General features: G+C 74.8%; 21 protein-coding genes. 11 read left to right on the top strand and 10 right to left on the bottom strand.

Features of this window, described 5'->3' with window-relative positions; all coding sequences use genetic code 11:
* Positions 1-251 precede the first annotated feature (251 nt).
* Positions 252-1700, top strand: coding sequence for an argininosuccinate lyase (gene argH / locus ITX44_RS35825; protein ID WP_205363304.1), 1449 nt, complete (start codon positions 252-254; stop codon positions 1698-1700).
* Between the two features lie 60 nt (positions 1701-1760).
* Here the strand turns inward: argH and ITX44_RS35820 are convergent, their stop codons facing one another.
* Both ITX44_RS35820 and ITX44_RS35815 read right to left on the bottom strand, forming a co-directional pair.
* Complete coding sequence (locus ITX44_RS35820) at positions 1761-2765, bottom strand: glutamate ABC transporter substrate-binding protein (protein ID WP_236062270.1); 1005 nt, start codon at positions 2763-2765, stop codon at positions 1761-1763.
* Between the two features lie 129 nt (positions 2766-2894).
* Entirely contained in the window at positions 2895-3569 is a 675-nt protein-coding gene (locus tag ITX44_RS35815) for a lysophospholipid acyltransferase family protein (RefSeq protein ID WP_205363329.1), read from the bottom strand.
* Between the two features lie 279 nt (positions 3570-3848).
* Here ITX44_RS35815 and ITX44_RS35810 point away from each other — a divergent pair, with 279 nt between their 5' ends.
* Positions 3849-4424 carry an RNA polymerase sigma factor gene (locus ITX44_RS35810; RefSeq protein WP_236062269.1) on the top strand — a complete coding sequence of 192 codons (576 nt, stop codon included), beginning with the start codon at positions 3849-3851 and terminating at the stop codon, positions 4422-4424.
* Positions 4425-4627: 203 nt separating this feature from the next.
* Positions 4628-5131 (top strand): GNAT family N-acetyltransferase, encoded by a 504-nt coding sequence (locus ITX44_RS35805; protein ID WP_205363303.1) that lies wholly within the window; start codon positions 4628-4630, stop codon positions 5129-5131.
* Between the two features lie 115 nt (positions 5132-5246).
* On the opposite strand, the gene ITX44_RS35800 is transcribed toward ITX44_RS35805, so the two are convergent.
* The 3 genes from ITX44_RS35800 to ITX44_RS35790 form a co-directional block, all read right to left on the bottom strand.
* On the bottom strand, positions 5247-5771 hold the full coding sequence (locus ITX44_RS35800; RefSeq protein WP_236062268.1) for a hypothetical protein: 525 nt from the start codon (positions 5769-5771) through the stop codon (positions 5247-5249).
* On the bottom strand, positions 5764-6132 hold the full coding sequence (locus tag ITX44_RS35795) for a hypothetical protein (RefSeq protein WP_205363302.1): 369 nt from the start codon (positions 6130-6132) through the stop codon (positions 5764-5766). Before ITX44_RS35795 ends, ITX44_RS35800 begins: the two co-directional genes overlap by 8 nt.
* Positions 6133-6272: 140 nt before the next feature.
* Positions 6273-7067, bottom strand: a complete 795-nt coding sequence (locus ITX44_RS35790; protein WP_205363301.1) for a class I SAM-dependent methyltransferase — start codon at positions 7065-7067, stop codon at positions 6273-6275.
* Between the two features lie 212 nt (positions 7068-7279).
* On the opposite strand from ITX44_RS35790, the gene ITX44_RS35785 reads away from it, so the two are divergent.
* From ITX44_RS35785 to ITX44_RS35765, 5 genes are all read left to right on the top strand, one after another.
* A complete protein-coding gene (locus tag ITX44_RS35785; RefSeq protein ID WP_205363300.1) occupies positions 7280-7924 on the top strand; it encodes a GNAT family N-acetyltransferase in 645 nt (214 codons plus the stop codon).
* 150 nt (positions 7925-8074) lie between these two features.
* Positions 8075-9298 carry a precorrin-6y C5,15-methyltransferase (decarboxylating) subunit CbiE gene (gene cbiE, locus ITX44_RS35780; protein WP_205363299.1) on the top strand — a complete coding sequence of 408 codons (1224 nt, stop codon included), beginning with the start codon at positions 8075-8077 and terminating at the stop codon, positions 9296-9298.
* A 365-nt stretch (positions 9299-9663) separates the two neighbouring features.
* Positions 9664-13647, top strand: coding sequence for a nicotinate-nucleotide--dimethylbenzimidazole phosphoribosyltransferase (gene cobT / locus ITX44_RS35775; protein WP_205363298.1), 3984 nt, complete (start codon positions 9664-9666; stop codon positions 13645-13647).
* A gap of 175 nt (positions 13648-13822) precedes the next feature.
* Positions 13823-15055, top strand: a complete 1233-nt coding sequence (gene cobA, locus ITX44_RS35770; protein WP_205363297.1) for a uroporphyrinogen-III C-methyltransferase — start codon at positions 13823-13825, stop codon at positions 15053-15055.
* Positions 15048-15860 carry a TrmH family RNA methyltransferase gene (locus ITX44_RS35765; RefSeq protein ID WP_205363294.1) on the top strand — a complete coding sequence of 271 codons (813 nt, stop codon included), beginning with the start codon at positions 15048-15050 and terminating at the stop codon, positions 15858-15860. The genes cobA and ITX44_RS35765 overlap by 8 nt, the downstream gene beginning before the upstream one ends.
* A gap of 37 nt (positions 15861-15897) precedes the next feature.
* On the opposite strand, the gene ITX44_RS35760 is transcribed toward ITX44_RS35765, so the two are convergent.
* Positions 15898-16536, bottom strand: a complete 639-nt coding sequence (locus ITX44_RS35760) for a TetR/AcrR family transcriptional regulator (protein WP_307795639.1) — start codon at positions 16534-16536, stop codon at positions 15898-15900.
* A gap of 102 nt (positions 16537-16638) precedes the next feature.
* Here ITX44_RS35760 and ITX44_RS35755 point away from each other — a divergent pair, with 102 nt between their 5' ends.
* Entirely contained in the window at positions 16639-17601 is a 963-nt protein-coding gene (locus ITX44_RS35755) for a zinc-binding dehydrogenase (RefSeq protein ID WP_205363292.1), read from the top strand.
* A gap of 58 nt (positions 17602-17659) precedes the next feature.
* Here ITX44_RS35755 and ITX44_RS35750 read toward each other — a convergent pair whose 3' ends face one another.
* From ITX44_RS35750 to ITX44_RS35735, 4 genes are all read right to left on the bottom strand, one after another.
* On the bottom strand, positions 17660-18238 hold the full coding sequence (locus ITX44_RS35750; protein WP_205363291.1) for a dienelactone hydrolase family protein: 579 nt from the start codon (positions 18236-18238) through the stop codon (positions 17660-17662).
* A gap of 175 nt (positions 18239-18413) precedes the next feature.
* Positions 18414-19586, bottom strand: coding sequence for an acyl-CoA dehydrogenase family protein (locus ITX44_RS35745; protein ID WP_205363290.1), 1173 nt, complete (start codon positions 19584-19586; stop codon positions 18414-18416).
* Positions 19583-20785, bottom strand: a complete 1203-nt coding sequence (locus tag ITX44_RS35740) for an acyl-CoA dehydrogenase family protein (protein WP_205363322.1) — start codon at positions 20783-20785, stop codon at positions 19583-19585. Before ITX44_RS35740 ends, ITX44_RS35745 begins: the two co-directional genes overlap by 4 nt.
* 190 nt (positions 20786-20975) lie before the next feature.
* Positions 20976-22244 (bottom strand): serine/threonine-protein kinase, encoded by a 1269-nt coding sequence (locus tag ITX44_RS35735; protein WP_205363289.1) that lies wholly within the window; start codon positions 22242-22244, stop codon positions 20976-20978.
* 213 nt (positions 22245-22457) lie between these two features.
* Here ITX44_RS35735 and ITX44_RS35730 point away from each other — a divergent pair, with 213 nt between their 5' ends.
* Together ITX44_RS35730 and ITX44_RS35725 are read left to right on the top strand one after the other, a co-directional pair.
* A complete protein-coding gene (locus ITX44_RS35730; RefSeq protein WP_205363288.1) occupies positions 22458-22694 on the top strand; it encodes a DUF8836 family protein in 237 nt (78 codons plus the stop codon).
* A 547-nt stretch (positions 22695-23241) separates the two neighbouring features.
* Positions 23242-24405: a phosphotransferase gene (locus ITX44_RS35725; protein WP_205363287.1), complete on the top strand. Its 1164-nt coding sequence runs from the start codon at positions 23242-23244 to the stop codon at positions 24403-24405.
* The last annotated feature ends 27 nt before the right edge of the window (positions 24406-24432 follow it).

Genomic DNA, 24432 nt, shown 5'->3' with positions numbered 1-24432 from the left:
TGGGGGGGGGGGTTCGCCGGGGATACCCAGGGGCGCGGGGAACGGCGCGCTCAGCCGGCCACCGGCCGGTGGTCCGGGGACGGCAGCAATTGCCCCTTTGGGGCGGTGGCGACCCGCGCCACGGAATGGGGCTGGTCGCGCAGTTCCCCGCGCCCCTTCGGGGCACCCCCGGCGAGCCACTTTGACTACTCATACGGAAGCCCGCATACTTATGCCGACGGCAAAGGTGCGGCGAGGCGGGAGCTGACCAGGTGACAGGGAAAGACGCGGCGAGCGGGCGGGCACGGGACGCCAAGCTGTGGGGCGGGCGGTTCGCGGACGGGCCGTCGGCCGCCCTGGAAAAACTCTCCGCCTCCGTGCACTTCGACTTCCGTCTGGCGCCGTACGACATCGCCGGCTCCCGGGCGCACGCCCGGGTGCTGAACCGGGCCGGGCTGCTGGGTGCGGACGAGCTGGACCGGATGCTGGCGGGTCTGGACACCCTGGAGGCCGATGTCGCCTCGGGTGAATTCACGGGCACGATCGCCGACGAGGATGTGCACACCGCGCTCGAACGTGGGCTGATGGAGCGGGTCGGTCCCGAACTCGGCGGGAAGCTGCGGGCCGGCCGGTCGCGGAACGACCAGATCGCCACCCTGTTCCGGATGTACCTGCGCGACCACGCCCGGATCATCGGCGGCCTGATCGCCGACCTCCAGGACGCGCTGGTGGGCCTGGCCGAGCAGCACCCGGACGTGGCCATGCCCGGCCGCACCCACCTCCAGCACGCCCAGCCGGTGCTGTTCGCCCACCACGTGCTGGCCCACGTCCAGGCCCTGTCCCGGGACGCCCAGCGGCTGCGCCAGTGGGACGAGCGGACCGCGGTCTCCCCGTACGGGTCCGGGGCGCTGGCCGGCTCCTCGCTCGGCCTGGACCCGGAGGCGGTCGCCCGCGACCTCGGCTTCGAGAACGGCAGCGTCGGCAACTCCATCGACGGCACCGCCGCGCGCGACTTCGTCGCCGAGTTCGCCTTCATCACGGCCATGATCGGGGTGAACCTGTCCCGGATCGCCGAGGAGATCATCCTGTGGAACACGAAGGAGTTCTCCTTCGTCACCCTCCACGACGCCTTCTCCACCGGCTCCTCGATCATGCCGCAGAAGAAGAACCCGGACATCGCCGAGCTGGCCCGCGGCAAGTCCGGCCGCCTGATCGGCAACCTCACCGGGCTGCTCGCCACCCTCAAGGCGCTCCCGCTGGCCTACAACCGCGACCTGCAGGAGGACAAGGAGCCGGTCTTCGACTCCTGCGACCAGCTCGAAGTCCTGCTTCCGGCGTTCACCGGGATGCTGGCCACCCTCACCGTCCACCGCGAGCGGCTGGAGGAGCTGGCCCCGGCCGGCTTCTCCCTCGCCACCGACATCGCCGAGTGGCTGGTCCGCCGGGGCGTCCCCTTCCGCGTCGCCCACGAGGTGGCCGGCGAATGCGTCAAGGTCTGCGAGGCCGAGGGCATCGAGCTGCACCAGCTCACCGACGAGCAGTTCGCCAAGATCTCCCAGCACCTGACCCCGGAAGTGCGGACCGTTCTCAACGTCGAGGGCGCCCTGGCCTCCCGCAACGCCCGCGGCGGCACCGCTCCCTCGGCTGTCGCCGTCCAGCTCACCGAGGTGGCGGCGGACCTGGCGGTCCAGCACGAATGGGCTCACGCCAAGGAGGGATGAGGCCCGCCTGGCGGCGAACCGCCCGCCGCCAGGCGGGCCCGGGGCATCCCCGGCGAACCCTCAATCCCTGTACTGCGGGGCCGGGGGCCCGAAGCCGGGCCCCAGGGTGTCGTGGGCGAGCTTCTCCAGAGAGCCGTCATTCCGCATCTGCTCGAGCACACCGTTGACGAAGCGGACAAAATCCAGCTGATCCGACTGCATGGCGATGCCGTGCGGCTCATCGGTGAAGCGGGGACCGATGAGGTGGGTGTTCGGGTCCTGCCGGGCGAGCCCGATCAGGATCGTGTCGTCGGTGGAGACCGCGTCCACCTGCCCGAGCTGCATCTGCATCAGGCAGTCGGTCCAGTCCTTGACGCCCACCGGGATCACGGCCGGCCGCGCCGCGGCCAAGGTTTGGAGGGAAGTGGTGCCGCTGGCCGCGCAGACCCGCTTGCCGGCCAGGTCCGCGAGGGAGTGCGCGGTCGAGGAGTTGGGCACGAGCACCTTCTGCCCGGCGTCCATGTAGTCGGTCGAGAAGGCCACGCTCTTCCAGCGGTCGCAGTTGATGGTCATCGAGTCGATGACGATGTCCACCGGGTCCGGGTTCTTCGCCCGGTCGGTGTCGAGGACCTGGAGCCGCTCGTTGGAGGAGATGGTGCGGTACTCGATCCGGTCCTTGCTGCCGAACAGGGCCAGGGAGATCCGCTGGAGCACCTGGATCTCGTAGCCGTCCAGCGCGCCGGTGAGCGGGTTGCGGTAGGCGAACAGGTACGAGTTCTGGTCGACGCCGGCGATCAGCCGGCCGCGTTTGACGATGGCCGCCATGGTGGAGCCGGCCGGCATGTGGCCGGGCTGCGGCAGCGTCGCCGGCGGCCGGTAGCTCTCCCTGGGTTTGCAGGACTCGTCCTGCGGCGCGGGCGTGCCGGCCGGACCCGACTGCTGCCGTAAGGAGGCCGCCGCGGCGCCGGTCCGATGCGCCGCGTCCGCGCTCCCGCCGCCTGCTCCCGGACCGCCCCAGGCCACGGCCGCCGCGACCGCCCCGGCCACCACCGCCGCGCCCGCGCCCCGCCACACCGCTCGCCGCATCGGCCGCCCCCTCCCGTCGTCCCGCCGCACGTGCCCTGTGCGGGTCTTGTGCAAACGGACGCGCCCGCCGGCCCGGCAGTTCCCGGTCCGGCGGGCGGTTGCGTGAGCAGGGGGCCGCCTGGCCGTGCGTCAGGCCGCGGCGGCCTTCGCCTTGGTGGCGTAGATGTCCACGTACTCCTGGCCGGACAGCCGCATCACGTGCGACATCACCTCGTCGGTGACGGCCCGCAGGACGTAGCGGTCGCGGTCCATGCCCTCGTAGCGGGTGAACTCCAGCGGGGCGCCGAAGCGGAGGCTGACCGGGGCCAGCCGGGGCATGCCGCGCCCGCCCGGCTGCACCTTGTCGGTGCCGATGACCGCGAACGGCACCACCGGCGCGCCGGTCATCAGGGCCAGCCGGGCGATCCCGGTGCGGCCGCGGTACAGCCGGCCGTCGGGGGAGCGGGTCCCCTCCGGGTAGATGCCGAAGATCTTCCCCTCGTCCAGCACCCGGCGGCCGGTCATCAGGGCGGCCACGCCGCCGTGCCCGCCGTCCCGGTCCACCGGGATCATCCCGCAGGTGGTGAAGAACCAGGCCATCAGCCGGCCCTTGATCCCCTTGCCCGTGACGTACTCGTCCTTGCCGATGAAGAAGACCTGCCGCTTGACCACGAGGCCGAGGAACAGCGAGTCGATGAAGGTGACATGGTTGCCCGCCACGATCACCGGCCCCTCGTCCGGGATGTTGGCCAGGCCCTCGACCCTGGGGTGGTACAGCACACGCATCAGGACCAGCAGAATCGCCTTGAGCACGCTGCGGGACAGCCGGGACAACACACCCTCCGGTCTCGTACGGTCGACGGAACGCCGGACCGGCCGCACCTGAGGGGGGACACCGGCCCGCACACGAGGACGATACTTCCGCGCCCGTGCCCCGCGCACGCCGGGCTCACCCGCCGGGCTCATGACGTGGGCCACGCGGTGCGCGCGAGGCGTCAACCACGGGCGGCGCCGGTCCCCCGTCCGGCCCAGGAACCGTACCCCTTGAGGTGATGACGGCCGCGCCCGGCAACCGTCGTGGGCGCCCGTGCCGTGTCCCGGGGCATGCCGATCACCCCGACCCTTCTGTACGGGACTCCGCGCGCCGCCGCGGACCCCGTCCCCACCCCCGAAGGCGGCCTGCCGCTCGGCCCGCTGCTGGCCGCCGAGGCCGCCGCCGCGGTGCCGGACGGCGCCGGGATCGAGGCCGCCGACCTCGAACAGGCCGTCTGGCTGCGGCTGCTGGAGCGCGGCGGCACCCTCCCGGCCGACCCCGAGCGCTGGGTGCGCGCGGTGGTACGTGCCGAGGCGCACGCCGCCGTCCGCGCGCTGCACGGCCGCCTGCCCCGCGACGGGGCCGGCGGGGGAGCCGAACCGGCCGCCCGCGACGTACTGGAAACCGTGCTCGCGGCCGAACGGCGCCGGCGCCTGGCGGCGGTGGTACGCACCCTGCCCGGCCGCTGTCCACAGCTGGTCGCGGCCCTGATGTCCGGGGCCGACCCCACGTACCGGGAAATCTCCCGGGAGTTGGGAATCTCACAGGGCAGCCTCGGCCCGCTGCGCTCGCGCTGCCTGGGGTGTCTGCGCGCCGTCCTGAAATCGAGGGTTGAATCCCCGGCCGTACGGGGTAAGGCACGGTAAACAGTCAGCGGCAGTGGGCACCTTCGCCACGCCCGGACGCAACTGAGACGGGCGCCACATACGGTGCCCAGCAGGAATTGATTGTGCGATCATCTGCGCCACGGAGAGGGCGCATAACCGCACCAACTCCGCTCAGGCCAACGTCCCGGGCTCGCACCTCACCCTCAACTGCCCGGACGGAATCGAAGGGGAGGCCAGCGCGCATGGGCATGAGCGTGACCATCTCTACGGCGCACGACGGCGACGCCGAGAAGATCCTCAAACTGCAGTACCTCTGCTACCAGGGCGAAGCAGAGCTCTACGGCGACTACTCGATCGAACCGCTCACGCAGACTCTGGACGAGCTGCGGGCGGAACTCACCCATGGCGTCGTGCTGGTCGCACGGCTCGGCCAGGAAGTCGTCGGTTCGGTACGCGGCGTCGTCGACGACGACGGCACCGCCCGAATCGGCAAGCTCATCGTCCACCCGCGGCTCCAGCGGCACGGCCTCGGCGGCCGGCTGCTGGCCGCCCTGGAGGGCCGCCTCGCCGCCGAGGCCGAGGCCAAGCGGTACCGGCTGTTCACCGGTCACCGCAGCGAGGTCAACCTGCGGATGTACCGCAAGCTTGGGTACGAGCAGGTCGGCGCCGCGGAGCCGGTCACCCGCCGGCTGAGCCTGGTCCACATGGAAAAGCCCGCCGACACCCCCTACGCGGTCAGCGCCTGACGCCGACCCGTCCGGCCACTCGCCGCCCGGGGCCCCGGCCCCGGGCAGCACCGCGTACCGCACACCTCACGACAGCGCCTCGCCGGGTGGCACTCGCCACAGGGGAGGCGCCTTTTCATGCCGCCTTCGACTCGGCGGGTGTCCCGTCGGCGGCCGGCTGAGCGGCCCGGCGCAGCCAGATCAGGCCGGTGACCGGCAGCACCACCGGCAGCAGGATGTAGCCGGCCCCGTAGTACGACCAGACGGTCGCGTCCGGGAACGCCGAGGAGTCCACCACGGTCAGTGTGCCCACGGTCAGCACGCCCAGCAGCTCCAGCGAGCAGCACACCAGCGCCAGCCGCCGCGCCGACTCGCCGCCCTTGACCAGCGCGGTCAGGATCACCGCGTAGAGCACGCCGGCCACCAGCGACAGCACGTACGCCAGCGGCGCGTGATGGAACTTGGTGCTGATCTGCACGATCGACCGGGACAGCGCCGCCACCGTGAAGATGCCGTAGAGCCACAGCAGCAGCCGGCCGGGACCGGTGCCGATCTTCCCGGCCTGCGGGCGCGCGGCGGCCGGCACGCCCTCCCGGTCGTCGCGCCCCTCCGGGGCGGCCGGCGGCGCGGGCGCCGGGTGCTGCGGTGTGCGGTCAGCCATGGCCGTTCCCCCAGATCTGGTCCAACCGGAGTTCGAGGACGGCCAGGATGATGCCTCCGGCCGCGACGATGGCCGAGCCCCACCGGGTCCGCTCGGCCAGGGACATGAAGGCGGCGGCCGGGATCGTGCAGGCCGCCCCTATCAGGTAGGCGAGGAAGACCGCCAGGCCCTGCTCGGGCCGTTCGCCGCGAGCCAGCTGCACCACCGAGATCACCAGTTGCAGCAGCGCGACCAGCGTCACCACGGCCATGCCGCCGAAATGCCAGTCCTTGGTCGGCGAGTCGCGGTACGCCGCGTAGCCGCACCACGCCGAGAGCAGCAGCGCGGTGACGGAGACCGTGACGATGACGGCGGTGAGCATGCGACGACTGTATTACGGGCGCGGGCCCCCACGGTCCGCCACCCCCTGGTCACCGGCCGGGGCACGAGCCCGCCGGCCCGCCCCGGCAGCCCGGCGAGTGGCGCGCGTCACGCGCCCGGCCGGTCAGCCGTACCGCAGGGTCAGCCGTACCGCATCCAGTACACGTCGGTGGTGTACGGCATGTCGACCGCCCCCGTGCTGCGGGTCGCGTCGTGCGCGCCCAGCACGGACTCCACCTCCGCGCGCACCCGCGCCTGCGCCCCCGCGTCCAGGACCGCGATGTGGCTGGAGGACATCATCCGCTCCACCACGTCCGCGACCGTCGTCGTGTGCGGATTGGGCCAGTGCCGCTCCTCGATCGGCCCCCACCCCTTGCGGGAGTCGAACGCCTCCCGCCACGCCACCGGGTGGTGCTCGCCCAGCCCCGCGGTCAGCGGCGGGCTCGGCAGGTCGCGCGGCGCCAGCCGGAAATAGATGTCCTGGAAGTCCTTCACCCACGGCACCGAGGTGTCGTACGTGTTCCACACCAGTGCCAGCGCCCCGCCCGGCCGCAGCAGCCGTTCCACCTCGGCCAGCGCCGCGTCCGCCTCGAACCAGTGCCAGGACTGCGCCGCCACCACCGCGTCCGCGCAGCCGTCCGGCAGCCCGGTGTCCTCCGCGGTACCGTCGGTTGCCGCCACGCCCGGCAAAAGCTCCGCCAATCGCTGCCGCATCTCCGCGACCGGCTCCACCGCCAGCACCTCGGCCCCGGTCAGCGCCAGCAGCCGGGTGAACTTGCCGGTGCCGGCCCCCAGATCGACCACGGTACGGCCCCGCTCCAGCGGCAGCGCGTCCGCCAGCGCGGCCAGCGCGGCGATCGGATAGGAGGGCCGGGAGCGCTCGTAGACTCCCGCGGCCCGCTGATAGCCGACTCCTGCTGCGTGGTGCACTGTCACGCGGGCTGACGGTAGCAGCATCGGATGACGTTCACGGATACTCGCCCTGACGGGCATTCCCCCTACTCTGGAAGGGTGTTCGCCGCGCTCGGGCCTGCGGCGCCGCCCGCCCCGGGCGGCAGCCCCCCGGCCGCGCCCACCCTGCCCGGCGGACCCGGCGCCCGATGCTGCATGCTGTGCAATCCACCTATGCCCTGGTTACGGAGCAGCGAATGACCTCCACCTTTCCGGACATCTCGCTCAGTACGGAGCGGCTGGTGCTGCGCCCGTACGAGGAGGAGGACATCCCCGAGCTCGCGGAGATGATGAACGACGAGCTCATCACCGCGTGGACGGGTGTACCGCACCCCTATACGGCCAAGGACGCGCGCGAGTACGTGACGCGCACGGCCCGGGACCGTATCGAAGGCCGCGGCCTCATGCTCGCCGTGACCGAGGTCATGACCCAGCGCCTGGTCGGCACCGTCCAACTCCAGCGCACCGACTGGCGCATCCGCGGCACCGAGATCGGCTACCTGACCGCGACCTGGGCCCGCGGCGAGGGCTATGCCTGCGAGTCCGTACTGGCCGTGTGCCGCTGGCTGTTCGACGACCAGGGCTTCGAACGCGTCGAACTGCGCACCGCCGCCGACAACACCGCCTCCCAGCAGGTCGCCCAGAAGATCGGCTGCGTCAGCGAGGGCGTGCTGCGCAACGCCGGAATCGTACGCACCCAGACCGAGGACGGCCGCTGGACCGAGATCCGCACCGACCTGCTGGTGTGGAGTCTGCTGCCCGAGGACCTGGACGACACCGTCGGCCGCCCCGGCGAACAGGACGTGTACGACAGCTACACCGCGTATGCCGACTGGCGCTGAGCGGCCACCGGGGGGTTCGCCGGACACCTCGGCGGGTTAGGGTTCTGACCCCGGGGCCGGGCACGCGTCGGCCGCACCTGGCCGCGCCGCCGCTGCGCGGCGCGGGATCGCACCGTACGGCATGGCACACGGCATGGAGGGTCCACGACGATGGCCGACCGGGTCACCGTGATCGGATGGGACGGCTCGCCCCCGACCGACGCCGCCCGCTCCGCCCTGAGCGCCGCCACTTTGGTGGCCGGCACCCGGGCCCACCTGTCCCTGCCGTACGTACCGCAGGGCGCCGAACGCATCGTGCTCGGCAGCATCGACATCGCCGCCCGCCGCATCGCCCAGCACCGCGGCACCGCGGTCGTGCTCGCCGACGGCGACCCCGGCTTCTTCGGCGTGGTCCGCGCCCTGCGCGCCCCCGAACACGGCCTGGAGATCGAGGTGCTGCCCGCGGTCTCCGCGGTCGCCCAGGCGTTCGCCCGGGCCGGCATGCCCTGGGACGACGCCCGCGTGGTGGTCGCCGGCAGCCGTACGCTGCGCCGCGCCGTCAACGTCTGCCGCGCCTACCCCAAGGTCGCGGTGCTCACCGCGCCAGGCGCCGGCCCCGCCGAACTCGCCCTGCTGCTCACCGGCGTGCACCGCACCTTCGTCATCTGCGAGGCGCTGGGCACCGAGCAGGAGGAGGTCACCGTGCTGACCTCCGACAAGGTCGCCGACCACATATGGCGCGACCCCAACGTGGTGCTGGTGGTGGGCGGCACTTCGCCGGCCGCCCCGGAGATCGTGCCCGGGCTGCCGCCGGCCCAGCGCGGCGGCGGCTGGATCGCCGGCCGTGACCCCGGCTTCCCCGGCCCGGTCCGCGGCTGGGCACTGCCCGCGGCCGAGTACGGCGGCGACGTGCCCGCCCAGCTCCGCGCCTTCCAACTGGCCCGGCTCGGCCCGCGCACCGGCGATCTGGTGTGGGACATCGGCGCCGCGGACGGCGCCCTGGCCGTCGAGGCCGCCCGGTTCGGCGCGGCGGTGATCGCGGTGGACCGGGACGCCGACGCCTGCGACTGGATCCGCGCCACCGGCCGCCGGCACGCCGTCCCGCTGCACGTGGTGCACGGCACCGCCCCGCAGGCCCTGGAGGACCTGCCCGAGCCCGACGTGGTCCGGATCGGCGGCGGCGGGGCCGAGGTGGTGATCGCCTGCGCCGCCCGCCGCCCGGAGCGGATCGTGACCGCGGCGGCCACCCGCGACAAGGCCGAGGCGATCGCCCGGGCCCTGGAGGAGGGCGGCTACGACGTGGAGCGCGTACTGCTCCAATCGGTCGAACTGGACGCCGACTGGGCCGAACGGGAACGGTCCGTGGTGTTCGCGCTCAGCGGCACCCGGCGCTGATCCACAACTGCCGTACGGCAGGCCCCGAACGGCCGCCCGCCGGCCCCCGGGAAGGCCCCCGGGCGGGCCGTCGGGAGGCACATTTGCGCCGGTCGGGGCGTTGCGCGTGGGGCCGGTGTGAGATGCGTCCCGAGGTGCGGACCGCGGCACTTGCGGCGCTCGCGCGCGGGGTAGGCTGACGGATCGTTGTGCCGTCGTCGCGCGCTGACACGGCGTCGGGAACACTCCCGGCGCCCCGGGCCGACGTGCCGCATGCCCCGCACGCTCGTTCTTGTTCGCGGGGGTTGCGCCGGGTCCCCCGGCACCGCTGGGGGAGGCGGGCACAGCGGGCAGGAAGGAGCGACACCGATGGGCGAGGGGCACGCATGACGGACACCGGTCAGATCCCCGGGGAGGGGCTGCCGGAGAACGGCGTCGGAGAAGTTCTCCCGCCGCACACCGACCTTCCCGGAAACGGCGTACCGCAGCAGCAGCCGGCGTGGGGCACCGACCCGCAGACCCAGGCCCCGGCGGGCTACGCCGCGGGCTACCCGGGCGACGCCCCCGGCTACGGCTACCTCGACCACCCGGCCCCGCCCGGCGCCGGGCTCGACGACGAGGACGACGTCCTGCTCATGCCCGGCCCGCAGGGCACCTGGAGCGACCCGCAGCCGGTCCCGCCGCAGCCGACGGTCCAGGTGTCCGAGCCCGAGCCGGCCCCGTACGCGGCCGACACGCCGCCGCCCGCGCCGGACACCCCCGTGCACGCGCCCGGCGTCCCGGCCCAGGCCGCCGGCCCCACACCGCGCCGCCCCCTGCACATGGGCCCGCCCATGCCCGGCGACACCCCCAGCGGCGGCGTCTCGGTGCGCTCCCTGGCCGACCGCGGCCCCGCCGTCCCGCCCGCCCCGGCGCCGGACCACGTCGGCCCGTCCGGCGACGAGCGGGCCGCCATCCCCGCCCAGCAGACCGGCGAGCAGGCCGCCAGCGCTACCTGGCCCCCCGACTCCGACACGCCCTCCCAGCACTCCCTGATCCCGCACGCCGACAGCGTCGTGCCGGCCCAGGGCGGCTTCCGGCCCGAGTCCGGCGCGGACGCAGCCCAGGCGCCGGGCGCGGTCCCGGCGGAGCAGGCACCGGTCGATCAGGCTCCCGCCGAGCAGGCTCCCGCCGAGCAGGCATTTGTCGAGCAGGCTCCCGCGCCCGCCCAGGACGCCGCCGCGGCGCAGGTTCCGGCGCAGGCCGTTCCCGCGCCGGCCGGTACGCCTGCTCACGGGATTCCGGCCGCCGGTGTCGCGCAGGTTCCCGCCCACGCCGTCTCGGTGGCGGACCAGGCCGCTACGCCCGCTCACGGAATCCCTGCCGCTGGTGTCGCGCAGGCTCCAGCGTCCGCTGCCGGCCACGCCACTTCCGTGGCGGACCCGGCTGGTACGCCCGCACAGGGGATTCCGGCCGCCGGTGTTGCGCCGGCTCCGGAGGAGGCCCCCGCCCACGCCGTCTCGGTGGCGGAGTCGGCCGGTACGCCCGCGCACGGGATTCCGGCCGCGGGCGTTGCGACGGCTCCCGAGCCCGCGGCCGCCGACGCCGCTTCCGCGGTGGACCCGGCCGGTACGCCCGCGCACGGCACTCCCGTCGCGCCGGTCGCCGAGCAGGCCGCCGCTCCTGTCGCGGAGAGCGCGGGTACGCCCGCCCACGCTGCCCCGCCCGTCGGGCCGGAGGCCGCTCCTGCGGCGGACCCGGCGGGCACGCCCGCGCACGGGATCCCGGTCGCCGTGCCCGCCGAAGCCGCTCCCTCGGCGGGGACCGCCGGAACACCGGCGCACGGAATCCCCGTCACCGAGGGCGCGCCCGCCGCTGGGGCAGTGGACGCGGCCGGCACGCCCGTGCCCGGGACCCCCGCCGAGCCCGTCCCGGCGGGCGGGCCCCACGAAGCCGGCCCTGCCGTCGCCGAGCAGGCCGTCCCCGAGGCCGCTGCCGCGCCCGTACCGCCCGCGACTGAGGCCGCCGAGCCCGTAGGTCCGGCCGCTGCTGGGCCCGCTGCCGAGCCCGTAGCCGCTCCTGCCGCGCCCGAGTCCGTGGCCCCCGCCGCCGCTCCGGAAGGGCCGCAGGCGGCCGTTCAGGGCCTCGCCGCGCCCGGCTCCGGACAGCACCGGGCGCCGACCGAGGACGCGACAGCCACTTCCCCGGCGGCCGCAACCGAGGCCCCCGCCGAGGCCGTCCCAGCGCCCGGCGCCCCCAACGCCGTTGCCGCGCCTGCCCCCGAGCCCGCCCAAGCGGCTCAGGCCGACGCTCCCGCCCAGGCGCCGGTCCCGGTCCCGGTCCCGGTCTCGCAGGACGCCACTCCTGCCGCCGGAACCCCCGTGGCCGCCGCGACCGCCCAGGAAACGGCTCCCGACGCCGGGCCCGACGACGCGGCCACCGCCGTCACCCCGCAGCAGCCCGCCCCCGTACCGCCCGCCCAGGAGGCGCCGGCCGGAGCGCCCGCGTCCCAGGAGCCGCCCGCGGCCGGGGACGCGCCCGCTGCCGTACCCCTCGCCGCCGCGGAGCCCGAGCAGCTGCAGCCCGCGGACGGCCGGCCTGCCCAGGACCCGGCGCAGGGCGCGCCGGAGGGCCCGGACGGGCCGGCGGAGAGCGCGGCGGCCGCGGAGCCGTACGACCCTGCGGTCCGGGACGCCGTGCACCGGGTGATCCGGGAGCGGCGGGACGTGCGCAACGGATTCCGGCCGGACCCGATCCCGCACGACGTGCTGCTGCGGGTGCTGGAGGCCGCGCACACCGCGCCCAGCGTCGGCCACTCGCAGCCCTGGGACTTCGTGGTCATCCGCTCGGAGAAGACCCGGGAGAAGATGCACGAGCTGGCCATGCAGCAGCGCGACGCGTACGCCAAGACGCTGCCCAAGGCCCGCGCCCGGCAGTTCCGCGAGCTGAAGATCGAGGCGATCCTCGACACGCCCGTCAACATCGTGGTGACCGCCGACCCCACGCGGGGCGGCAGGCACACCCTCGGCCGTCACACGCAGCCGCAGATGGCGCCGTACTCCTCGGCGCTGGCGGTGGAGAACCTGTGGCTGGCCGCGCGCGCCGAGGGCCTGGGCGTCGGCTGGGTCAGCTTCTTCGACGAGCGGCAGATGGTCACCGCCCTCGGCCTGCCCGAGCACCTGGAGGTCGTGGCGTACCTGTGCGTCGGGTACGTCGAGGAGTTCCCGGACGAGCCGGAGCTGATGCAGGCCGGCTGGTCGCAGCGCCGCCCGCTGTCCTGGGTGGTGCACGAGGAGGAGTACGGCAACCGGGCGCTGCCCGGCGAGGAGCCGCACGACCTGCTGGACGAGACACTGCGCGGCATCCGCCCGCTGGACGCCAAGGCGCTCGGCGAGGCATGGGAGCGGCAGAAGCGGATGACCAAGCCGGCCGGGGCGCTGGGCATGCTGGAGATCATCTCCGCCCAGTTGTGCGGCCTGTCCCGGGTCTGCCCGCCGCCGATCCCCGAGCCCGCGGCGGTGGCGATCTTCGCCGGTGACCACGGCGTGCACGCCCAGGGCGTCACCGCTTGGCCGCAGGAGGTCACCGGCCAGATGGTCGCCAACTTCCTGGGCGGCGGTGCGGTCTGCAACGCGTTCGCCAACCAGGTGGGCGCCGAGGTGTGCGTGGTCGACGTCGGTGTCGCCTCCGAACTGCCCAGCACCCCCGGGCTGCTGCCGCGCAAGGTCCGGCCCGGCACCGCGGACTTCACCGCCGGGCCCGCGATGACCCGCGAGGACGCGCTGCGCGCGATCGAGGTCGGCATCGAGACCGCCCGCGACCTGGTCGCCGCCGGCAACAAGGCGCTGCTCACCGGCGAGATGGGCATCGCCAACACCACCACCTCCGCGGCCCTCGTCGCGGTGTTCACCGGCGCCGACCCGGCCGAGGTCACCGGGCGCGGCACCGGCATCAACGACGAGATGCACGCCCGCAAGGTGGACGTGGTGCGCCGCGCCCTCGACCTGCACCGGCCCGACCCGGCCGACCCGGTCGGCGTGCTCGCCGCGATCGGCGGCCTGGAACACGCCGCCATGGTGGGCTTGCTGCTCGGCGGCGCGGCCCTGCGCACCCCCGTCATCCTCGACGGGGTCAGCGCCGGAGCCGCCGCCCTGGTCGCCCGCGCCATCGCCCCCGAGGTGCTGGCCGCCTGCATCGCCGGCCATCGCAGCGCCGAGCCCGGCCACGTGGCCGCGCTGACCACGCTCGGCCTGCGCCCGCTGGTCGACCTCGACCTGCGGCTCGGCGAGGGCACCGGCGCCCTGCTGGCCCTGCCGCTGGTGCAGAGCGCGGCCCGGGTGATGCACGAGGTGGCGACCTTCGACGCCGCCGGAGTCACCGAAAAGGGCTGACCGACGCCCTTGCCCCGCCCGCCCCGGCCCTTGGCCGCGCGGCGGGCGGGGGTCGGCCTGCCCGCCGCCCGGGCCGGCGCCGTAACCTGCACGTACACCCGTACGCACCGCATCGCACTCCGCCGCGGCCGGGCCCGTACCCCACCAGCGACCACCGTTCGAGGAGCCGCCCCGCATGGACCGCCACGACGCGCCCGCGTACCCCGTAGGACTGCGGCTGGCCGGCCGGCGGGTGGTGGTGCTCGGCGGCGGGCAGGTCGCACAGCGGCGGCTGCCGGCGCTGGTGTCGGCCGGCGCGGACGTCGTACTGATCTCGCCGTCGGCGACCGCCTCGGTGGAGGCCATGGCGACGGCCGGCGAGGTGCGCTGGGAGCGCCGCCCGTACCGGGAGGGCGACCTGGCCGAGGCGTGGTACGCGCTGATCGCCACCACCGACCCCGAGGCCAACCGGGCCGCGTCCGCCGAGGCCGAACGGCACCGGGTGTGGTGCGTGCGCAGCGACGACGCGGAGGCGGCCACCGCCTGGACCCCGGCCACCGGCCGCACCGACGGGGTGACCGTGGCCGTGCTGACCGGGCGCGACCCGAGGCGGTCCGCCGCGGTACGCGACGCGGTGGTGGCCGGGCTGCGGGACGGCAGCCTGGTGGCGCCGCACCTGCGGGAGAGGACCGCGGGCGTGGCGCTGGTCGGCGGCGGCCCCGGCGACCCCGACCTGATCACCGTACGGGGCCGGAAGCTGCTGTCCGAGGCCGACGTGGTGATCGCCGACCGGCTCGGCCCGCGTGACCTGCTGGACGAACTCCCGCCGCACGTCGAGGTGATCGACGCGGCGAAGATCCCGTACGGCCGGGCGATGGCGCAGGAGGCGATCAACTCCGCGCTGATCGAGCACGCCAAGGCCGGCAAGGCGGTGGTCCGGCTCAAGGGCGGTGACCCGTTCGTCTTCGGTCGCGGCATGGAGGAGGCCGAGGCGCTGGCCGCCGAGGGCATTCCCGTCACAGTGGTGCCGGGTATCTCCAGTTCGATCAGCGTGCCGGGCGCGGCCGGCATCCCGGTCACCCACCGGGGCGTGGCCCACGAGTTCACCGTGGTCAGCGGCCATGTGGCGCCCGACGACCCGCGGTCGCTGGTGGACTGGGACGCGCTGGCCCGGCTGCGCGGCACCCTGGTGCTGCTGATGGCGGTGGAGCGGATCGGGCCCATCGCCGCGACCCTCATCGCCGGTGGCCGGGACGCGGACACGCCGGTGGCCGTGGTCCAGGAGGGCACCACCGCCGCCCAGCGCCGGGTGGACGCGACCCTCGGCACGGTGGCCCGGACCGTGACGGAGGAAGGGGTGCGGCCGCCCGCGGTGATCGTGATCGGCGAGGTCGTCGCCGTGGGTCCCGGGACCGGCACCCGTGGCTGAGCCGGTCCAGGTCACCGACCCGGCCGACGCCCGGCTGACCGACTACACCTCGCTCACCGACGTCGACCTGCGCCGGGTCCGCGAGCCGGCCGAGGGGCTGTTCATCGCCGAGGGCGAGAAGGTCATCCGCCGCGCGCTGGCCGCCGGTTACACCATGCGGTCGATGATGCTGACCGCCAAGTGGTTCGCGGTGATGGCCGATGTCGTCGCCGACGCCACGGCGCCGGTGTACGCGGTCACGCCCGAACTGGCCGAGCAGGTGACGGGTTATCACGTCCACCGCGGTGCCCTCGCCGCCATGGAACGCCGCCCGCTGCCCGAGCCGGACGCGCTGCTGGCCGCCGCGCCCCACCGGGTCGCCGTCTTCGAGGACATGGTCGACCACGCCAACCTCGGCGCCGCCTTCCGCAACGCCGCCGCCCTCGGCGTGGACGCGGTGCTGCTCACTCCGCGCTGCGCCGACCCCCTCTACCGGCGCGCGGTCAAGGTCTCCATGGGCGCGGTCTTCCAGGTGCCCTGGACCCGGCTCGCCCACTGGCCGCACGACCTCGGCCTGCTGCGCGCCCAGGGCTTCGTCACCGCCGCCCTGTGCCTGTCCGACAAGGCCGTCACCCTGGACGAGCTGGCCGCCCGGCACCACGACCGGCTCGCCCTGCTCCTCGGCACCGAGGGCGCCGGCCTCACCCAGGGCGCCCTGGACGCGGCCGACACCTGGGTGAGCATTCCGATGGCCGCCGGGGTCGACTCCCTCAACGTGGCCGCGGCGTCCGCTGTGGCGTTCTACGCGACCCGCCGCCAGGCGTAAAGGCGTACAGGTGTAAGGGGCCCGTACTCGATCCGGGTCAGGCGCCGGCAGGTGCCGCGGATGCCGTGGATGCCAGTCCTGGCGCAGGGGGCAGCGGCGCGTGGTGCGGACCGGCTTCGAACGCCTGGATCGCCAGCGCCGCGAAGCGCCGTGAGGCCACGACCCGGGTGGCGGTGGACGCGGCGTGAATCCCCTTGTTGGCCATGAGGACGAGAACGAGGTCGTCCAGGACGAAGTCGGACCGCAGGCGGCCCGCGTCCTTGGCGCGCTGGGCCAGTCCGGCGACCGCTTTCACCGTGTACTCGCGTCCCGCGACATCCGGTGCCCCCGGCAGCGTCGACAGGAATGCCTCGGTGAAGCCCCGATCGCGGGCGTGAAGCTCACAGATCTTCTCGATCACCATGCACAGGCCGCGCCACGGATCGGGGTCCGCGCAGCCCTCGTCGACGATGGTGCGGCAGGCGTTCAGCTGGTCCGCGAAGGCCTCGGCGACCAGCATCTGCTTGGTCGGGAAGTGACGGTACAAGGTGGCAGGTCCCACCCCGGCACGCCGTGCGACCTCCCGCATCGGCACGTCCAGGCCGTCCGCCGAGAACAGCGCTCGGGCCGCGTCGAGGACGCGGTCGCGGTTGTCCATCGCGTCGGAGCGCAGCTTATGAGGCAAATCGCCAGGCACTCTCTCACTTTACCTAAACGGACGGGGGCGTCCGTTACGGTCCCGGTCGTAGCGGCTCGCCGAGATCCGGGGTGCGAGCCGCCCGAGAGCGTGGAGACGACATTGAAGGCAATCGTGATTCGAACGTTCGGAGGTCCTGAAGGGCTGGCCGCTGTCGACCTGCCGGTACCCGCACCTGCTGCCGGGCAGGTGCTGATCGCCACCGAGGCGGTGGGCGTCGGTGGTGTCGACACCGTGATCCGCAGCGGGGCTCTGGCCGCCTACGGCTTCACGGAGGGCTTCATCCCGGGCAGCGAGGTGGCGGGCACCGTGACCGCGGTCGGTGACGGCGTCGGCACCTCGTGGGTCGGCCGGCGGGTGTGGGCCTTCACCGGCACCGGCGGAGGATACGTCGAACAGGCCGTCGCGCCGGTCGAGCAGGTCCTTCCCCTGCCCGACGGCCTGGCCGCCACTGCCGCGGTGACGCTCGGCAGTGCCGGTACGGTGGCCCACTTCGGGCTTCGCCACGCCCATTTCGCTCCCGGGGAGACGGTCCTGGTGCGTGGCGCGGCCGGCAGCATCGGGATCATGGCAGTGCAGCTCGCGGCTCGCGGCGGTGCCGCCGCGGTGGCGGTCACGACATCGTCGGCCGAGCGCGGCGAGCGGCTGCGCCGTCTCGGCGCGACCCGTGTGCTGGACCGCTCCGGCGACGGAGGGGACGAGGCTCCGGCGGCCTATGACGTCATCATCGATGTCGTGGCCGGCAAGGACATGCCGTCCTTCTTCGACCGGCTCAACCCGAACGGCCGCATGGTGGCCGTCGGCGCTGTGGCGGGTCAGCCGCCCGCGGACTTCGGCACGAAGATCATGGCGGCGTTCCAGAAGTCCATGTCCTTCGCCGCCTTCAGCGCGGCCACCGTCACCCAGGCCGACCTGCGTGCCGTGCGCGGCGAGCACTTCGCCGCAGCCGGCCGTGGCGAGATCGAAGCGGTGGTGCACGAGCTGCTGCCGCTGGACGCAGCTGTGCTGGCGCACCGGAAGATGGACGCGGGTGAGGTCTTCGGCAGGATCGTGCTGACCCCGTAGCCCCCACATTCTCCCCTCCGGGGGTGCTTTCCCGGGCCTGTTCACGGCCGCTACTCGCTCAGCCGGCCGCTGCCAGAAAGCAGAGCACCCGCTCCGTCAGCAGGGCGGCGGCGCCGGCGTCGTAGGAGAGCAGGGACGGGTCGGCGAACAGATGGGCGCTTCCCGGGTAGAGGAACAGCTCGGTGCCCGGGGTGGCTCCCACCAGGGCGCGGGCCGCGTCCAGGTCGCCCTCCTCGGCGAAGTACGGGTCCTCGGCCATGCCGTGCACCTGGGCCGGCACCCCCTCGGGCCAGGCCGTGCCGAACTCCGACACCGGGACGCAGCCGCTCAGCAGCAGCGCGCCGCGGGCGCCGGGCCGGGTCTGCGCCAGCATCTGCGCGGGCAGCACGCCCAGCGAGAAGCCGACCAGGACCAGGTCGTCCGGCAGGTCCCGTGCGGCGGCCCGGCCGCGCTCCAGGACCGTACCGAAACCGATCTCCTGAGCGTGGCCGACGCCCTCCTCCAGGGAATCGAATATCCGCCCCTCGTACAGGTCCGGCACGTGCACGGTGTGCCCGGCCTTCTCCAGCCCCGCGGCGAACTCCCGCACACCGGAGGTCAGTCCGTGCGCGTGATGGAACAGCAGTACCTCGGCCATGTCGCTCCCTGCCCTTGCCTTCGCCCCCGCTGCCGAGCGCGCGGCGCCACCCGGCCCCGCGCCCCCGAGTATGAACGGGGGGTACGACAACGCCCCGCCGCGCCGAGCGGCCCGGGGGAGCACCGGCCCCCGCGCGCCCCCTGAGCGGCGGACGGCGTCCCGTGCCGGACCCGGCCTACGCCGGCAGGTCCACCAGCCCGGCCAGCGCCGCCCGGTGGGTCCCCGGCGTGCCCAGCGCGATCTCGTCGGCCTTGGCCCGCTTCAGGAACAGGTGCACCGGGTGCTCCCAGGTCATGCCGATGCCGCCGTGCAGTTGCAGCGCCTCCTCGGCGGCGTGCACCGCGACCGGGGAGGCGTACGAGGCGGCGACCGCGACCGCGATCCGGGCCTCCTTCGCCCCGGTCACCCCGCTCGCCTCGGCTGTTTCCGTCACCAGCGCGTCCGCCCCCGACGTCTCCGCCGCCAGCGCGTCCGCCGCCGCCCGGGCCGCGGCCCGGGCCGAGACGACCTCCAGCCACAGGTCCGCCAGCCGGTGCTTGAGCGCCTGGAAGGAGCCCACCACCCGCCCGAACTGGCGCCGCTCCTTCAGATAGCGCACGGTCTCGTCCAGGCACCACTGCGCCACGCCCACCTGCTCGGACGCGAGCAGGCCCGCCCCGCGCAGCAGCGCGCGCTCCAGGGCGGCGCCGGCGGAACCGCCCGCCGCGGGCGGCAGCAGGCGTCCGGGGGCGCCGTCCAGCGTCAGGTCGGCCAGCGGCCGGGTCAGGTCGAGCGAGACCACGGGAGTGAGGCGGGCCGCGCCGGCCGCCACCTCGTACAGCCCGGGTCCGTCCGGGCCGAGCGCGGGCACCACCAGCACATCGGCGGTCCGGGCGTCGGCGACGCTGCTCACCGTGCCGGTCAGCCGCCCGGCCGCGTCCGCGCGGACCGCGGCGGGGAAGGCGGCGCCGGGCGCGGCCGACAGCGGCACCGCGAGCGTCCCGGTGGCTTCGCCCGAGGCGAGGCGGCCGAGCAGCCCCGCGACACCCGCGTCGGCCGTGTCGCAGCCCAGCAGCGCCGAGACCGCCAGCACCGCGCTGCCGAGGAAGGGCACCGGCGCCACCGCGCCGCCCAACTCCTCCAGCACCACCGCGGCCTCGCGTTCCGTACCGCCCTGGCCGCCCAGTTTCTCCGGCACCAGCAGCCCGGCCAGCCCCAGGTCCGCGCCCAGCACGCGCCACAGCCCCGCGTCGTACGGCCGGTCGGTCTCGATCCGGCCCAGCACGTCGGCCGGCGTGCAGCGGTCGGCCAGCACGTCGCGGACCGCGGCCCGCAGGTCGTCCTCCACCTCGGAGTAGAGCAGGTTCATCGCGGCAGGTCCTTCCAGGCGACGTCCTTGTCGGTGCGCGGCTCGGCGGGCAGGCCCAGCACCCGTTCGGCGACGATGTTGCGCAGGATCTCCGAGGTGCCGCCCTCGATGGAGTTGCCCTTCGCCCGCAGATAGCGGTAGCCCGCGTCGCGCCCGTAGAAGTCGACCAGTTCGGGGCGGACCATCGTCCAGTCGCCGTAGCGCAGGCCGTCCTCGCCGAGCAGTTCCAGCTCGAAGCCGCTGATCCGCTGGTTGAGGCGGGCGAAGGCGAGCTTCAGGCCCGAACCCTCGGGTCCGGGCGCGCCGGCCGCGAGCTGCTGGCGGGCCCGTTCGGCGGTCAGCCGGGTCACCTCCGCCTCCACCCACAGGGCCAGCAGACGACCGTGCAGCTCCGGGGTGCGCAGTTCGGGCCGGGAGCGCCAGGTGGCGGCAGCCTTCTCGATCATGCCGCCCTCGCGGGGCAGCGCGGTGCCGCCGATCGCCACCCGCTCGTTCATCAGCGTGGCCTGTGCGACCCGCCAGCCGTCGCCGACCTCGCCCAGCCGGTGCGCGTCCGGGATCCGCACCCCGGTCAGGAACACCTCGTTGAACTCCGCCTCGCCGGTGGCCTGCCGCAGCGGCCGTACCTCGACGCCGGGGGCGGTCATGTCGCAGACGAAGTACGTGATGCCCCGGTGCTTGGGCACGTCCGGGTCGGTGCGGGCGATCAGGATCGCCCAGCGCGCGGTGTGGGCGCTGGAGGTCCACACCTTCTGCCCGTCCACCACCCAGGTGTCGCCGTCACGGACCGCCCGGGTGCGCAGGCCCGCCAGGTCCGAGCCGGCCCCGGGCTCCGAGAAGAGCTGGCACCACACCTCCTCGCCGGTCCACAGCGGGCGCAGGAAGCGCTGCTGCTGCTCCTCGGTGCCGAACCGCAGAATGGTGGGCGCGGCCATGCCCAGGCCGATGCCGATGCGCCGCGGGTCGTTGTCCGGCGCCTTGGCGGCGGCCAGTTCCGCGTCCACCGCGGCCTGGAGCGCGCGCGGCACGCCCAGCCCCCCGAGTCCCTCGGGGAAGTGCACCCAGGCCAGACCCGCGTCGAACCGGGCCCGCAAGAACTCCCGCAGCGGGATGGTCGCCGGATCGTACGCCGCCAGCAGCGCCCGTACCCGCCGGCGCAATTCCGGCGCAATGGTGTCGCCTTCCGTGCCCGCCGCCATTGCGCCTGCCTTGGTCTCCGGGCTCTGCGGCCCCGGCTCCGCCTGTCCGCCGCCCTGCGGCACCGTGGTCATGCGCCGCCCTCCTTCCCGCTCCGTGGGAACGCCGATGGCCCGGCCGACTGCCCGGCGCCATTGCGTCGTCCGTCGCCCAGGCTACTGAGCAAGCGCTTGGTTACGTAAGAGGCCCGCGTCAGCCGACCGGGGGCGCGGTGGTGTGCGGCGCGGTCACCGATACGGGAGCCGGTGCGTGCAGCCCCGAGGTGAACCGGTGGCAGCCCTGGAGCGCGGCGATGCACACCGCCGCCAGCAGCGTCACGATCACGAAGACGAACAGCCGCTGCCGCATCAGCCGGTTCGACGGGCCGGCCGGCCGCCGCCCCGTGGGAGTGCGCACGGGAGTGCGTGGCGAGGGATGCGTCTGCCGCTCCGGGTGCCCGGCGCGGTCCTGGGCGGCGGCCGGGCGGCGGGCCTGCGAGGGGCGCTCGGGCCGCCGCGCGCCGGCCGGTGTCGGACCGGGCGGCGCGGTCCGCCGTTCGGTCGGCTGCTGGGCGTACTCCCGGGCCCGCTGCCCGGTCGGCCGTTCCGGGCGCGGCCCGGCCGTCCGTGGCACGCCCTCCCGGCGCGGTGCGCCGATCCCGCGCGCCTCCCGCGCCGCGATCTCCGACAGCCGCTCCGACAACTGCACGGTGCTCGGCCGGTTCTCCGGATCCTTGGCCAGGCACTGGTAGATCAGCGGCGCCAGGGAGTCCGGCACGGCGCCCAGATCCGGCTCCTCGTGCACCACCCGGTACAGCATCACCTCGGAACTGCCCTGCCCGAACGGCGAGTCGGCGGTCGCCGCGTACGCCAGGGTGGCCCCGAACGCGAACACGTCGGTGGCCGGGGTGACCGCCGCGCCCCGCACCTGCTCGGGCGCCAGGAACCCGGGCGAGCCCACCGCCGTGCCCACATGGGTGAGGGTGGACGCCCCGGTCGCCCAGGCGATGCCGAAGTCGATGATCCGCGGACCCTTGGGCGACAGCAGGATGTTGGACGGCTTCAGGTCCCGGTGCACCACCCCGGCCTCGTGCACCGCCACGAGCCCCTCGGCGAGAGCCGCGCCAATGGTGGCGACCTCGGCGGCGGGCAGCCCGCCGTGCTCGGCGACCTTGTCGTGCAGCGAGGGCCCGGGCACGTACTGCGTGGCGAACCACGGCCGTTCGGCCTCCAGGTCCGCGGCGACCAGCCGTGCCGTGCAGCCGCCGCGAATGCGCCGCGCCGCCGACACCTCGCGGGCGAACCGCGAGCGGAACTCCTGATCCTCGGCCAGCTCCGGCCGGATCACCTTCAGCGCCACCCGTTGCCCGCGCTTGTCCGCGCCCAGGTAGACCACGCCCATGCCGCCGGCGCCCAGCCGGCGGTGCAGCCGGAACGCCCCGACGACCCGCGGATCCTCACGCCGGAGCCGCATCATCGCCATGTCCCCTACCTCCCGTGGGGAGGCCCCACTCCACCGATCTCGCCGGCCGGTCCGGCCGCCCACAGCTTACGGACTGATGGGTCCTCGCGTGCTGAAGGCCCGCAGGCGTGGAGCAGTGAATTGTCGGTGCCCGGTGGCAATCTTGACGTGGGGGAGCGAGCCGGGCGGCCCCCGATATCACCAACGGCCCGTCTGCCGAGGGGGAGTGACGCCGTGAAAGGTGACCGTGTGGAAATCGTCGTCGACGCGGGGGACAGCACCCGCACTTATGAAGTGATCGCCACCAGGGCCGGCCGCCGGGTCGAGACCGCGGTGCGCCGCGGGGTGGTCGAGGTGAGCGAGGTGACCCGCAACGGCACGGTGGTGCGTACCGCCCGCTTCATGGCCACCCGCGTGCTCGCCCTGGTCGAACAGCCGGTGCCCCGCCAGGCCGGCGGGGACGAGGACTAGCCCATGTCCGCCGCGGACTCCGGGAGCGGCGCGGCCCTCTCAGGGATGACCCAGGGTTCCCGGGGCCCGGTCTCCACCCAGGGGAGTACGAGAGGCCGCCGCCGTCATCCTCCGGGAGGCCCGCAAAGCCGTACGCGGGGGTGACGACCGGCCCCGGTCCCGCCCGTAGATTTGAGGTCAAGCGGCGGGCAGTGAACTCGTCCCCCGAGGTCAACGCGTCCGCCGCCCACAAGCGCATACACATGAGGATTTGGCCACCGGCGGGCACGCGGGTGCGCGAGCGCTCCGCAGGGCGCCCGCGGTGGTCGCTGAGACGTCGTTCGCAGCCGGCCTCGCGGGGACACCCGCAGGGCGTCCCCGGCCCGGAAGAGCGGTCCGGGCCGGCGAGCCACCGGCACCACCCCGTGGGGACGGGGGTACGGCGGACGACTGCGGTTGCCCGGGTATCAGCTGATACCCGGGCATTACGCTGTCGGGGCTGCGGGCCTGTGTGATCTTCCACGCCGGGGCGGGACCAGTTCGAGCGGGGCTCGGGGGAGGGAAGGACGTGGAGCCGAGCGGGGGCGTGGCGGCCCGCCTGGCCGGTGCGGCGGGCGGCCGGTCCGGGCCGCACACGGTGCTGGCCGACCGGGACGATGCGACCGTCGTGCGGGTCGGCGACGCGGTGGTGAAGCTTCACCCGGTCGATACCGATGTCGCGGCGCTGGGCATACGACTGTGGGCGGCCGCGCACCCGCTGACGCGCGGGATCTGGCTGCCGCCGCTGGAGACGGAGCCCGGCGAACTCGACGGGCGGCCGGTCACCCGCTGGCCCTACGGCGCGCCCGTCGATCCGGCGGACCGCGACACCGCGCCCTGGCCGGCGGCCGGCGCCCTGCTGGCCCGGCTGCACGACGTTCCCGCCGCGGCCCTGCCCGGCCCGCTCCCCGCCATGCGCGGCCCCGCCAAGGCCGCCCGTGCCGTCGCCCGCTTGGCCGGCGTGCCCGACAACCCCGCCGTACGCGCCGTTCGCCGCGCCTGGCAGCGACTTCCGGCCTGGGCCCGCGACGAGACCCCGTATCCCGGCCACGCCACCCTGTGCCACGGCGACTGGCACCTGGGCCAGTTGGTCCGTGTCCCGGCCGGTGCCGGCGCGGCTCCGGAGGAGGGACCGGCTTCCGGTCCGGCGGCACCGGCCGACCCCGACGCAGGCGCAGGCGACCGCGACGCCTTCTCTGGGGCCCCGGCCCCCGCTGACGGGCCTCCGGCGGACGGACCGGCTTTCAGCCCGGCAGCACGGCCCGCGTCCCCGTCGGCCGGCTTCTACGCAAGCGCCGACCCCCTCCCCGGGGCCCTGGCCCGCACGTCCGTACGCCCGCCCCGCCCCGCCGCCCCGCCGTACGACTCGGGCGGCCGCTGGCTGCTCATCGACATCGACGACCTCGGTCTCGGGGACCCCGCGTGGGACCTGGCGCGGCCCGCGATGTGGTTCGGCGCCGGGCTGCTCACGGCGGGGGAGTGGGCGGCGTTTCTCGGCGCGTACCGGGCGGCCGGGGGCGTCGCGGTGGCGGCGGACGGCGACCCGTGGGGGCGGCTGGATGTGCCGGCCCGGGCGCTGGCCGTGCAGACCGCCGCGATCGCCCTGGCCAAGGCCGCCCGGGAGGACCGCGCCCTGGACGCCGCCGAGTCCGCCGTGCTGGCCACCTGCGCCCGTATCGCCCAACTACAGTGAGCCCAGCCTTTACCAGGAGGAGAAGAA

Origin of the sequence: Actinacidiphila acididurans (assembly GCF_016918855.1) — a bacterium.
GTDB classification, from domain to species: Bacteria; Actinomycetota; Actinomycetes; order Streptomycetales; family Streptomycetaceae; genus Actinacidiphila; species Actinacidiphila acididurans.
The sequence above is the reverse complement of the archived record's forward strand: the minus strand, read 5'-3'. Positions and strand labels throughout refer to the sequence as shown.